This is a genomic window from Solwaraspora sp. WMMD406 (assembly GCF_029626025.1).
Taxonomy (GTDB): domain Bacteria; phylum Actinomycetota; class Actinomycetes; order Mycobacteriales; family Micromonosporaceae; genus Micromonospora_E.
This window is the reverse complement of record NZ_JARUBF010000001.1, coordinates 4,148,686-4,161,240: the sequence shown is the minus strand read 5'-3', so window position 1 is coordinate 4,161,240 and position 12,555 is coordinate 4,148,686. Positions and strand designations below refer to the sequence as shown.

Below are 12,555 nucleotides of genomic sequence, written 5' to 3'. Positions count from 1 at the left end.
CCGGCCCAGACACATCGGAGCCCCGCCTAGCGGCAACGCCGGGCGGGGCTCCTGAGTCTTCGGCAGCCCATCGCTACCTATCGCCGCAGCGTCACACCTTCGCTTTGCGGCCCCGGGTCGCCTTCGGCGGACGCCAGGAGGTCAACGCCTCGTCGGTCAGGTGCAGCCGGTTGGTGGTCTCGTCGAGGAAGCCGGCGTAGATGTCAGCCGGCGACGCACTCCACGCAGGGTCGAACTCGCTGTGCCACTGCTTCACCCGCGGCAGCACCTCACGCAGACCGGCGGCCAGCGGCACCAGCCGCTCGGCCTCCCAACCGTCCTCCTGCTCACGGGCCACGATCAGGGTGGCGAGCGCTCAGGCCTGCTCCCGGTGATCCAGCCGTTACCACGGCCGCCAGCGTGGCGTCGATGCGGCAGCCACGGCGACGACAAAGGCTGAGGATCTCGCTGGCCTCGAGATCGTGCGTGTCCACCGCCACGATGCTGGTGCACGCCTCGTCTGATCCGGCGCTAGTCAGGAGCTCGGGGCGCGGGGTTCGCCGCGAGATAGTCCTGCAGCTCCCGGTGACGAAACTGGTAGCCCAGCCCGGCGATGCGAAGCAGTCCCGCTCTATAACAGAGATCCAGAAAGCGTTTCAACCGCCACGGCAGCCAGTGTCCGCTGCGGCGCCGGCTCAATGTCAGTAGCAACAGATAGCGGGAGCCGACGAGCCCCCCGAGGGCCCAGTGGTGAACCCCAGGGTGAAACCCCCGGCGGCTCCCGCAGCGATGCCAGCGATCATCGATCCTGGATGTCCAACCGTCGGATATCCGGCAAATCCGACCAGGGTGGCGACACTGGTTCCGACCGCGAGGCAGACGATCAGGCCGCCCAGGAGGTTGTCGCGGACGACAGCACCTTGGCGCGGAGTCCGGGTATCGATGATGTCGAGAAGCAGGAACGCAGGGTCGACTTGAACTGCTGCGCGGTCCAGCCCGGCTGCTGCTGGGCGAGCAGCGCGACGGCGCCGGTGACGTGCGGCGCGGACATCGACGTACCCGGCGCGGAGACGTAGTGTTCGTCGATCGGGATGTCCAGTGTGGTGCCCTGTGCGCGGGCGGCGACGATGTCGACGCCGGGGGCGGTGATGTCGGGCTTGACGGCGTCGTCACCGACCCGGGGGCCCCGGCTGGAGAAGTCGGCGAGGGAGTCGTCGCGGTCGACCGCGCCGACGGTCAGCGCGGCGTCGGCGCTGCCCGGCGAGCCGATCGTACGGTCGGCACCGGCGTTGCCGGCGGAGATGACGAACAAGGTGCCGGTCTGCGCGGTGAGGGTGTTGACCGCTTCCTCGAGGGGGTCGATCTCGGGTCCGTCGCCGCCGCCGATGCTGATGTTGACGACCGTGGCCTGCTTCTCCACCGCGAGCCAGTGCATCGCGTCGATCATGGCGGAGTCGTCGCAGAAGGAACCGGGGCAGACCTTCGCGGAGATGATCTTCGCGTCCGGGGCGACGCCCCGGTACTTACCCCCGGAGGCAGCTCCGCTGCCGGCGATGATCGAGGCGACGTGGGTGCCGTGGCCGGCGATGTCGCCGTCTTCCGGCGCGTCGGTGAAGTTGCGGGTCTCGATGACCACGTCGGCCAGGTCAGGGTGCTCGACGTCGACGCCGCTGTCCATGACGCCGACGGTGACGCCTTCGCCGGTGAACCCGGCGTCGTACGCCGCCGGCGCACCGATCTGCGCGACGCTGCGGTCCATCAGCATCTCCCGCCGGCCGTCCAGCCAGATCCGTTCGATGCCGGTGACCTGCGCGCGGGCCGCGACACCGCCGGCCACCGTGGACCACAGGTCGGCGATGGTCGCCTTGTCGGCGGTGACCGCCGCGCCGTCGATCGCCGGCAGGTCCCGCCGCGCCTCGACGCCGTCCGGCTGGGCCGCGCCGCGTGCCGCCGCGCCGTCGGGACGGGTCAGGATCAGCGGCAGGTCGGCGCGCGCCGCGTCGTGGTAGCCGTACTCGATGAGCTTGGTGAGGTCGAACAGCCGTCGGTCCAGCGTGCCGGCCTGGATCAGGGGCATCGCGTCCCGGGGTACGACGTGCAGGTCCCCCTTGACGCGGTAGCTGCGGAACTGCATGTCTGCGCGGCCGGCAGCCGGCTGGATCGCCGCCGATGCGGCACCGGTCACGACGACCCGGTCACCGGTGATCAGTGTGACCGTGGTGCGCTCGCCGAGCGGCTGCCGGCTCCCGGCCGCGACACCGCCGCCATCAGCGGAATCCCCGCCGGTCGGTGCCAGCCCGGCCGCGGGCTGGCCGAGCCCCGGCACGAGCACGGCGGCCGTGCCGGCCGCCGCCAGTCTTCTGGATCGTGTCACCAAACCTCCCCGATGGACGTCTGTACAGGACGTCAGGCGGATCTACGCCACCTCCTGCTCGCGAACGGCGACAGCGCCGTCGGGAAAAACCCGAGACCGGGCGTACGGCGTGAACCTCGCCCCACCGTCGATCGTCCTTGCGGTGATGCCAGCCGCTGACGAGGAGTCGACGTGAGACTGACGACCAGTGCCCGCCGGGTGATCGCCGGCGTGGTGTTGTCCGCCGCCGCGATGTGCACCATGGCCGCGTCGGTGCAGTTCACCGCCGCCGAAGCAGCCGGCATGCTGCAAGGCTCCGACGTGCCCGCCGCCGACCAGCAGGTCATCGTGGCCGCCGCCCGGTCCTGCCCGGCGTTGACCCCGGCCCGGCTGGCCGGCCAACTGATGACCGCGTCGCAGTTCAAGTCCGAACCGGTGCAGGCGATCACCGCCACCGGCGGCAAGGGCGTCGCCGGCCTCACCGACCCGGTGTGGCGACGCTGGGCCCCCTGGCCGCAGGCCAGACTCACCGACCGGGGTGCCAGCATCCACGCCCTCGCCCGACACATGTGCCAACTGGTCGGACAGCTCCGGATCGCCCAGGTCCCCGGCGACCCGTGGCGACTCGCACTCGCCGCACACCAGCTGGGCGTACCGGCGGTCCAGGCCGCCGCCGGCATCCCGGTGGCCGCCGACGACTACGTGGCCACCGTCGAACGATACGCCCAGTGGTACGCCCTCGATCCGGCCTTCGGCGGCGCCCGCGTCGACCCCACCGGCCGGGCCCCGTACCAGGTCGTCGCGACGCCGTCGCCGGTCGAACGCACCGCCGCGATCGCCGTGCCCGACGTCTACCTGGAGGCGGTCCTCGCCGCCGGGAACGTCTGCCCCACCATCACTCCGGCCCGGATCGCCGCGCAGATCATGGCACAGTCCGGATTCGACCCCAACCTGCTCGGCCCGACCGGCGGCCAGGGCATCGCCCAGTTCCTGCCACAGGTGTGGGTGCAGTACGTGCAGGCCGCCGGTACGGCCACCCCGTGGGACGCGCAGGTCGCGATCCCCGCGCTCGGACGCACCATGTGCCGCCTCGTGGAAGAACTGACGCCGGTCAGCGACGACCCGTATCCGCTGGCGCTGGCGGCGTTCCACTGGGGTGCCGGCACCATCCAGACCGCCGGGGACGTCGAGGACTCCGCCGGCCTGGCCGGCTTCACCCAACTGGTCCGCGAACACGAGACGTTCTACGCCGACGACCGGCGACTCGCGGTCGCCGGATCACCGGAACCGAGCCCGACCGTCAGCCCGGCCGGCACGCCGCCGCCGGCAGCCGCGCCCGCCACCACCGGCCCGCCGGCCGCGCCGAAGTCCCCGGCCCCCGACCCGGCGCCGACCACCGCTGTGGCGAAGCCGAAACCGAGCACACCGGCACCGAAGACAAGTTGGCTGATCGTCAACCACAAGTCCAACAAGTGCCTGACCCAGCACGCCCGGCCCGACGCCACCGGCAACGTCGCGTTGACCATCGCCACCTGCACCGGGGCGGCCAACCAGCTGTGGGAGTTCAAGTCGGACAAGACGATCCGCGCGCAGGGCATGTGCATGGACCTGGAGAACGGCCGCACCGACGAGGGCATCAGGATCGGCACCGCGAAGTGCAACGGCACCACCGCGCAACACTTCTACCTCAACGGCGCCGACGACCTGACCTCCCTCAAGGCATCCGAACGCCACGGGAAGCTGATGTGCGTGGACGTCTACGACGGACAGACCGCCGACGGCACCCGGCTGGTCCTCTGGCCGTGCATGGGCCAGCCCAACCAGAGCTGGAGCCGCCGCTGAGGTACCGCGCCCCGGCCGGGGGACGCCATCGTCGTCCCCCGGTCGGCCAGGAGTGGTGTCTATTCGGCAACCGCGCCCGGAGCGATACCTACTTCTCGGCGACCGCGCCCGGAGCAGAGGGCCGTTCGGCCACTGCTGACCGCTCGGCGGGCATGCCGGACGTGGGCCCGGCGAACGCGCCCGGCCGTCCTGGCCCCGGCGACACGCCAGCGCCGACACCGTCCGTCTCCGCACCGGGCAGCGTCCGATCGTCGTCGCGCCACCCGGTGTCGCTGGTGAAGGACACCGCACCGTCGTCGGGCTGGACCGTCGCGTCGGCCGGCTCGTCGGCTGTCGCGTCAGCCGACGCGTCGGCCGCGAGCTTGCGGCGGGCCCAGAAGAGGGCGCCCAGGATCACCAGAACGACCGACGCGACAGCCAAGGGCCACCCCGCCGAGTCGCCGTCGCGATCCCCCTCCGATGCCTCCCGCCCGGCCGAGGCACCACTCACCGTGCTCACCGCCGCGACCGGGTCGACACTCCCCCAGCCGAGCACATCGTCGCGACCGGCCGTACTGGACAACCGCGACGTCTCGCTGACCTGCTGCACCACCTGCTCGGCGGACAGGTCCGGATCCGCGGCGCGGATCAGGGCGGCGACTCCGGCGACGTACGCGGTCGCGTACATCGTGGCGGCCGCCGGATCGGCGCCGGTGACAGACGCCGCCACGACGTCCACCTCACCGACCGGATACTCGGCCACCGGCCGGCCCTGCTCGTCGACGGCTCCGACCCGCAGCACCGATCCCGGCGGTCCGGGTACCGACTCCGCCGCGGCGTCGAGACGGGCCGGTACGACGACCACGACGTCGTGCTCGGCCGAAGCGGCGATCGCCTGGTTGACCTGCGGATCGGACAGGTCGAGGTAGTTGCCGAGCACCAGCACCCGGGCTCCGGTGGACAGGGCCACCTCGATCGCGGTGACCTGGTCGACCAGGCGTGCCTGCGGCGTGGTGTCGACCAACCGGATCGGCAGCACACTGGCCTCCGGTGCCACCCCGCTGCGGGCTCCCGCGCTGGCGTCGGCGGCCACGATGCCCGCGATCGCCGTACCGGTGCCCAGGCAGTCGGTGCCGGCCCGGCCGGCTCCGGTCACGATGTCCGCGCCAGCGGTGACCCGGCCGGTGAGTTCCGGCAGCGTGGCGTCCACACCCGAATCGACGACGGCGACGGTGACCCCGGAGCCACGACTGCGCGACCACGCCTCGTCCAGCGCCGGCCACGGCTGCCCCCAGTCCGCCAGGCTGGCCTGACATCCCGACGTCGACCAGGGCAGCGCACCCGAGGCGACCCCGCCTCCCGCCGGCCGGGTCGGAGCCGCCGCCACCGACGGCGTCGGTGACAGGGACGCCGACGGGCCGGGTGACGCCGACGGCGACGAGCCCGCGCCGGGTGACCGGGGTGGGGATCCCGCGCCGGGCTGACCGGCGTTCGGGTCGGCGGCCGGCGGCCTCGGCGTCGGCTGGCCGCCCGAGGGGTCGCCGGACGGCCGAGGCGTCGGCGTCGACGGCGGGCCCACCGGCGACAGATGGCCGTACCGGACCCCGTCGCCGACCGCGTCCCAGGGCAGCAGGAGTTCCCAGCCGGGACGCAGCACGCTCGGATCGACCAGAGCGCCACCGGTCGGCTGTGGGCGGCCCGCGTTGAGATCGAAAATCTCCGTGGCCCGGTCAGCGTCGCCGAGCAGTCGGCTCGCAATCAGCCACAGGTTCTCCGGACGTCCTTCGTGGCTGGCGGCGACCACGTAGTACAGCTGGTAGCTGCCCGACGGGCCGGGCTCCGGTGCGCCGGCGGTCGCGGCCCCGGGGCTGAGCGAACCGACGCCGATCTGACCGGCGGTCACGACGACAAGCAACAGGCCGAGTACGGCCATCGCACGTCCCACCCGCGTCCTCATGCGCACGTTCCTCCTCGTGTCGGGTGCCGGTGAGCCGGCGATCCGCTACGGCAAGGACGACAGCGCGGTGCCCTAGGTTCACGACAGCTAGGGAAGTCCGCCGTGAACCTGGGCATATGCTGCTTCGTTCCAGCTTGACAGGATCGGTACGGCCGGCGGGGTGGTCCCGCGCGGCAGCGGGAGTGGACATGCGGCAGCGTTGGTGGGCCTGGCAGATGGTGCCGGCCCTGGCCGGGTTGGCTCTGCTCGGCCCGATGACCGTCATCACCGGCGCTGCCGGGACCGCTCCACAGTCACCGTACGAGCGGTTGGTGTCTCTGGTGGAGCCGTTGGCGGTCGCGCCCGGCGGGCCCACCGAGCCCAGCGGGCCCACGCCGGCCCGGTCGGCGACCACGGACGCCACGACACCGTCCGACGGGGAATCCGGCGCGAACGTGCGGTACTACGTCGTCGAGGAACTGCCGGGCGGAGAACGGGACTTCCTGTTCGCCATCGCCGCCCGTACGCTCGGTGACGGTCGCCGTTATCGGGAGATATTCGACCTCAACGTGGGCCGGGTGCAGCCCGACGGAGGTGAGTTGACCGACCCGACGCGGGTGGAGCCGGGATGGGTGCTGCGGCTGCCAGACGACGCGCGGGGCGCGGGCGTCCGGTACGGACCGCTGCCCACTCCGGTGCCCGACGTGTCGCCCCGGGAACCCCGCGACACCGCCGTCGCCGCACCAGACCGACGCTCGGAGCTGCTGATCCGTGGTGGTGCCGCGATGGCCGCGATCGGTCTGTTCGCGCTCGCCGTACTGGTGTTGCGCCGTGGCAGGACCACCGCCCCGGCCCGGCTGCCGGCGACACCGGCCCGGACTCAGCCCGAGTCCCGGCCCCGGCCGGCGGCGGCACAGCGGCCAGCGGTGCCGCCGCGCCCCGCGTCGGCGGCGGCAGCCACTGCCATGGCGGCCGCGCGCCCGGCCGACACGGCCACGCGCCCGCGCGACACCATCATGCGCCCGGGTGGCGCCGTACGACCGGGCGACGCCGTGCCGCGCCCGGGTGACACCATCATGCACCCGAGCGGTGCCGCGCCGCTGGTGGTGACCACCCCCGGCAACGCCGAGCCGCCTCAGGCCGACAGCGCACCGGCGACCGGCGACGCGACTCCCGAGGCGGACACGTCGGACGGCCAGACGCCGCTCCACCTGACAGCGGCGATCCGGGTCGGTGACGATCCGGCGGTGCTGCGGCTGATCGGGGCACGGCAGGCGCGCGGCGGACCACCGTACCGGTGGATGGCCGGACCGCAGCCCCCGGTCGGCGCCGCCTCGGGCACGCTCGTCCCCATCGGTGACGGCGCAGACGGACGACTCTGGATCGACTTGCGGCAGGCACCCGACGTGCTCGTGATCACCGGACCCGTCGGCCCCCGCGAACGAGCCGCGCGGTTGCTCCTCGATCGGCTGTTGGCCGCCGGTTCCAGTGTCAGCGTGGTCGGCACCGCGATCGATCCGCTCCCGGCCGGCTGCCGTCGGATGTCCGTCACCGACACGGCCGAGCCCGACCTCGGGACCGCTGCGGTGACCGTGTTCGCTGACCCGGGTCCCGAAGCACTGGCCGATGTCCACGCGCTGGCCAGCCGTCCGGACTGGCCGACGGTGCCGGTCGTGGTCAGCGCTGGTCCAGCGGCGCGGTGGACCCTGCGGATGGGCGATGACTAGCTTCCGGCATGGACGTGAGTCGCTCGCGCAGCGCCTGCAAGGCGTAGAAGGTACGCGACTTCACCGTCCCGACCGGCACCCCCAGCAGCTGCGCCGTCTCCTGCCCGGAGCGTTCCCGCAGGTAGACCTCGACCAGGACGACGCGCAGCCGCTCCGGCAGGGATTCCAACGCCGACCGGACCACCCCGGCGTCGAGCATCCGTTCGATGCGATCCTCATCGTCGGGCTGCTCGTCGAGAAGGTCACCGGTGAGTTCCACCGGGCGGGTGGTCCGCAGGTCGTCGATGGCGATGTTGCGGGCGACGGTGTAGAGCCATGGCCGACGCCAACCACCGTCGTCGGTTCGCGCCTCCGGATGCCGCCAGGCTCGCAGCAGTGTCTCCTGCAACAGATCCTCGGCCTGATGCCGGTCGCCGTTGGTCAGCCGGATCAGGTAGCGCAACAGACCTGGAGCCTGGCTTTCGTACAGCGCGCGCAGGTCCGGTTCGGCGTCGTCCGGCGTCGCATCCGTACCGGCACCACGAACGGCCACGGTCATCGGATTCCTTCCGTGGATACTCCGGCGTTGCGGCCGGGGAGGAAACGGAACCCCTGCGAAGCAGGACAGGGAAAGCCGATCCGCCGCCAGGGCGGATCGGCGTCCACTCACCCGCCACCCCCCTGGGCTCACGACCGGTTCCTTAGACTGTGGACTGTGTCCAGGACCGTGAAGCGGGCGTTCAAGTACCGCTTCCACCCCACCCCGGAGCAAGCCGCCGAGCTCGCCCGGACATTCGGCTGTCTCCGGCTGGTCTACAACAAGGCCCTGGCCGCCCGCACCGAGGCCTGGACATTGCGTCGGGAACGGGTCACCTACCACGCCACGTCGGCGATGCTCACCGCGTGGAAGAAGACCGACGAGCTGGCGTTCCTCGGCGAGGTGTCGTCGGTGCCGTTGCAGCAGACGCTGCGGCACCTGCAGACCGCGTCCACCAACTTCTGGGCGAAACGGACCCGGTATCCGACGTTCAAGTCGAGGAAACGGTCGCGGCGGTCGGCGGAGTACACCGCCAGCGCGTTCCGGTGGCGCGACGGCCGCCTCACCCTGGCGAAGATGACCGCACCGTTGGACATCGTCTGGTCCCGGCCGTTGCCGGCCGGTGTGTCGCCGTCGACGGTGACCGTGTCGCAGGACCCGGCGGGCCGCTGGTACGTCTCCCTGCTCTGCGACGACCGGATCGAGCACGTGCCGGCGTCGGGTGCGGTCGGGGTCGACGCCGGCCTCGACAGCCTGTTCACCCTGTCCACCGGGGAGAAGATCGCCAACCCGAGGCACGAACGCCGCGACCGCCAGCGGCTGACCCGCGCCCAACGCAACCTCGCCCGGAAAGCCCGAGGTTCGGCGAACCGGGCCAAAGCCCGACTGGCGGTGGCCCGCGTCCATGCCCGGATCACCGACCGCCGCCGCGACCACCCGCACAAGCTGACCACTCGGCTCGTTCGTGACACCCAAACGACCGTGATCGAGGACCTGACCGTCCGCAACATGGTGGCCAATCACTCGCTGGCCCGCGCGATCTCGGACGCGGGTTGGCGGCAGTTCCGCACCATGCTGGCCTACAAGACCGACTGGTACGGCCGGGACCTGGTGGCCGTCGACCGCTGGTTCCCGTCGACCCGACGGTGCTCCGCCTGCGGCACCATCGCTGACCGGATGCCGTTGGCGGTCCGGTCGTGGACCTGCCGGTGCGGGCGGACCCACGACCGGGACGTCAACGCGGCCCGCAACATCCTCGCGGAGGGGCTCTCCGTGATTGCCTGTGGAGGCGGTGTAAGACCTCACCGGGAGTCCTCCTCTCGGACGGGGCGGTCGTCGGCGAAGCAGGAACCCCCTGGGGCGACCCAGGGAATTCCCGTCCTTTAGGGCGGGGAGGATTGTCTATCCTCACCCCCGAATCCAGCACCCCAGGCGAAGGTATGGTGCAAGTCGGTGGATGGCAAAGTGAACGTGTCGGACGCCTCAGCCGTCGCGGTCCGGATCCAATCTAGACATGAAACCTTAATGAGCTGCGGCGGTCTCAGGACAGGCCGATATGGTATCGGCGGTTCCGGATGAACACCGCGCCGACGACGGTCGATCAACGGTCCGGAACCACCGGCCCGACGGATTCGCGGGGACCACACCGGATCGCCCTGGTCGCGACGACCAGCGGCGGATTAGCAGATCCGGGTGCACCCGGGTCCGCGTTGAGCGCCCGTGAGCTGGCCGACCTGATCGTCCGACGTGGCGGCGGGGGCCGCGACATTCAGGTCCTGGTGCCGGACGGGGCCCAGCACACCGCGCTGCTCCGCGCGGTCGCCGACCAACTGGGTCGGGACGTCCTGGTCGTGCCGGCCGGGGCCGATCTGTCTCACCCGCCGGGTCCTGCCGGGTCGAGGCCGGACGCGATGCCGATCGACCGCACGTCCGGGCGTACGGTCGACTGGCTGCTGATCCAGCCTCCCGCTCTCGCCACCGCGCTGCCGGGATGGTTCGAGCTCGACGAGGGCCGGGTGCTGCCCCGCTCCGGACGAGTCACCTTGCCGGTACCTCGTGGGTTGGCCTTCACCACCAGGTCTGCCTTTCCCTTGGCACGGGCCGCTGCCGCCAGTCTCGGGACGCATCATCGCGCGCTGGCCACCCTGGCGATAGCGGTACGTGACGGCGTGCCGATCCTGTACGGCTACGGCGGCGACGCCGTCGAAGCCAGCGGCACCGACCTCGCCGCCGCGCTGTCCACCATCCCGCTGTACGGCGGTGACCTGCGAGTCTGGCCGCAGATCGGCGACCTGACGGTCGACGACGGCCCGGTCCGGCACCGGCTCGATCCCGCCGACCGGGTCGTGCACGCCGAACTCGGTGCTGAGGTCGACGACCGGCTAACAGCGCACCTGTCGGACCTGGCCGAGGCCACCGGGGCGACGGTATGGGCTCCACCGCCGGGCAGTCGCGCGCTGCTCCTCGATGGCGTACGGGATCTCGTGGTACGCGACCGGGACGGCCGGTCCCGTGGCTGGCGGGCCTTTCGGCCGGCAGGGCCGGACCGGCCCGACCGGTTCTGGTCCGACCGTGACGGCCGGCTGACCCCGGTAGGCGGCACGATGGACGCGGCGGGATCCGGAGTCGAACTGGTCAGCGTCGCGACCGACGTCAGAGCGTCAGTGGTCGAACGGTGGGCGTCGGTACGGCCACGACCAGGCCTGTTCCGCGCCGAGTTCGCCGTCCTCGACGACGGCCGGCTCGGTGCCCGCCACGGCGACGGTGAGTTGCTCGCTCTCGGCCCGGCCGAGTTCCGGGCGTTACTGCGCAGAGCCGGTTGGGACGGGCACGACATCACGCTGCTCGGCCGGGTCGCACCGGAGCGGTTCGCCGGATTACGCGCGCACGTGTCGGCCCTGGCCGACCGGCTCGACGCCGAGGTCTGGTCGCCCGCACCGGGTGACCGGACCGCTCTCGACCAGGACCAGCCCCGAGCACTCGCGGCGTCAAAGGCCACCGACGAGCCGGGGCGGTGGTGTCGACTGGTGCCCGCCCCGCCCCACGCCAACGATCTGGTCACCGTGTCGGGGCGGTGGCGCAGCCACGACGGATGGCTGGTGCCGTCGGTCGTACCGCCGCAGGCCGGCCCGAGCGCCCGGGCTGGGCCGCCGATCGCCTCGACCGGGTCCGGACCGGCGTCGGTGGCCGGACCGCCGGACGGCGAGTCGGCCGACGGTCCGGACCTGTGGCCCGGCGACCGTACGGACACCGACACCGACACCGACGCTGACGACCGGCCGGGACCGGAACCGGTCGATGTCCCGCCGCCGGGCCGCCGGCCACTGCCGGTCAGGGCGGCACGCGGCAGCGTCGGACCCGGAGTCGGTTGGCTGCCGCACCGGCCGATGGTCAACGCGGAGCCGTTCCACCTGTACGTCGCGACGACCGTACCCGCCGACACGGTGACGGCCAGCGGTCTACCGACCGCCGAACTGTTCGTCGTCGGTCAGCTCGACGCCGACCGGCTACGGGACACCCATCCCGGGACACCGGCGGTGCGGTTGACCGTCGGACCGGGAGGGGCGGTCGCGGCGACCGAGGTCAGCGACATCGCCCCGGCCGAGGTTCGGCACCTGCTTCGTGGCGTCGACAGCTATCTGCTGCCGGCCGGATGGCTCGACCGGGTACGGGTGACCGGCTACTGGACGCCGACCGGGCCGGGTGAATGGCGGTCGCAGACCGATCTGGTCACGGCTGCGCTACGGCTGCGCTGCGCCGGTGCCCGCCACGGCGCGGCCGGTCTGCCCAACGAGGTGGTCCGGTGGCCGGCCGGCCGGCGTGCCGTCACGGCGTACGCGCTGCTGCCGCCGGCCGGCGAGCCGGTCGACGATGTCGTCGCGCTCCATCCGCAGCGGCCGGCGGCGGACGCGGCGGCGCGGCTGGTGCAGGTCCGGGTGGAGCCCGGACAGGCGATCGACGTGACCGCCAGTGCGGCACGGATGGCCGTACTGGCGGCGGTCAGGTCCCGGTTGGTGGAGCTCAACGCCGCCGGTGTAGAGGTGCTGTTGCCTCCTCGCGCGTACGACCGGGTCGCCGTCACCAGGGTGTACGGCACGGAGAACGGCCGGTGGCGGCTGCGGGCGGGGCGGGTCGCGTTCCCGCTGTCGACGCTGATCATCGGGACCGACCCAGGCGCCGGCACCGACGGTTCGGTGCGGACCGGCTGAACGGCCGGCGACGG

At 72.3% G+C, this 12,555-nt stretch carries 8 protein-coding genes; 4 read left to right on the top strand and 4 right to left on the bottom strand.

Annotation, left to right across the window (positions count from 1 at the left end; all coding sequences use genetic code 11):
- Positions 1 to 91: 91 nt before the first annotated feature.
- Complete coding sequence (locus O7632_RS18110) at positions 92 to 337, bottom strand: hypothetical protein (RefSeq protein WP_278115872.1); 246 nt, start codon at positions 335 to 337, stop codon at positions 92 to 94.
- A 525-nt stretch (positions 338 to 862) separates the two neighbouring features.
- A complete protein-coding gene (locus O7632_RS18105; protein ID WP_347403581.1) occupies positions 863 to 2,353 on the bottom strand; it encodes a S8 family serine peptidase in 1,491 nt (496 codons plus the stop codon).
- A gap of 171 nt (positions 2,354 to 2,524) precedes the next feature.
- On the opposite strand from O7632_RS18105, the gene O7632_RS18100 reads away from it, so the two are divergent.
- Complete coding sequence (locus O7632_RS18100) at positions 2,525 to 4,174, top strand: ricin-type beta-trefoil lectin domain protein (RefSeq protein WP_278115870.1); 1,650 nt, start codon at positions 2,525 to 2,527, stop codon at positions 4,172 to 4,174.
- A gap of 88 nt (positions 4,175 to 4,262) precedes the next feature.
- On the opposite strand, the gene O7632_RS18095 is transcribed toward O7632_RS18100, so the two are convergent.
- On the bottom strand, positions 4,263 to 6,110 hold the full coding sequence (locus O7632_RS18095; RefSeq protein WP_278115868.1) for a S8 family serine peptidase: 1,848 nt from the start codon (positions 6,108 to 6,110) through the stop codon (positions 4,263 to 4,265).
- A gap of 188 nt (positions 6,111 to 6,298) precedes the next feature.
- Between O7632_RS18095 and O7632_RS18090 the strand changes: the two genes are divergently transcribed.
- Positions 6,299 to 7,816 carry a hypothetical protein gene (locus O7632_RS18090; protein ID WP_278115866.1) on the top strand — a complete coding sequence of 506 codons (1,518 nt, stop codon included), beginning with the start codon at positions 6,299 to 6,301 and terminating at the stop codon, positions 7,814 to 7,816.
- Here O7632_RS18090 and O7632_RS18085 read toward each other — a convergent pair.
- Positions 7,767 to 8,354, bottom strand: coding sequence for a sigma-70 family RNA polymerase sigma factor (locus O7632_RS18085; protein ID WP_278115865.1), 588 nt, complete (start codon positions 8,352 to 8,354; stop codon positions 7,767 to 7,769). The two genes, O7632_RS18090 and O7632_RS18085, sit on opposite strands and share 50 nt — an antisense overlap.
- A 156-nt stretch (positions 8,355 to 8,510) precedes the next feature.
- Here O7632_RS18085 and O7632_RS18080 point away from each other — a divergent pair, with 156 nt between their 5' ends.
- Together O7632_RS18080 and O7632_RS18075 are read left to right on the top strand one after the other, a co-directional pair.
- Positions 8,511 to 9,719 carry a transposase gene (locus tag O7632_RS18080; RefSeq protein WP_278115863.1) on the top strand — a complete coding sequence of 403 codons (1,209 nt, stop codon included), beginning with the start codon at positions 8,511 to 8,513 and terminating at the stop codon, positions 9,717 to 9,719.
- A gap of 188 nt (positions 9,720 to 9,907) precedes the next feature.
- Positions 9,908 to 12,541, top strand: coding sequence for a hypothetical protein (locus O7632_RS18075; RefSeq protein WP_278115862.1), 2,634 nt, complete (start codon positions 9,908 to 9,910; stop codon positions 12,539 to 12,541).
- Positions 12,542 to 12,555: the final 14 nt, after the last annotated feature.

Excerpts from the sequence above, each read along its gene's own strand:
- O7632_RS18090 (WP_278115866.1), top strand. The coding sequence starts at position 6,299 with ATGCGGCAGCGTTGGTGGGCCTGGCAGATGGTGCCGGCCCTGGCCGGG.
- O7632_RS18085 (WP_278115865.1), bottom strand. The coding sequence starts at position 8,354 with ATGACCGTGGCCGTTCGTGGTGCCGGTACGGATGCGACGCCGGACGAC.
- O7632_RS18075 (WP_278115862.1), top strand. The coding sequence starts at position 9,908 with ATGAACACCGCGCCGACGACGGTCGATCAACGGTCCGGAACCACCGGC.
- O7632_RS18095 (WP_278115868.1), bottom strand. The coding sequence starts at position 6,110 with ATGAGGACGCGGGTGGGACGTGCGATGGCCGTACTCGGCCTGTTGCTT.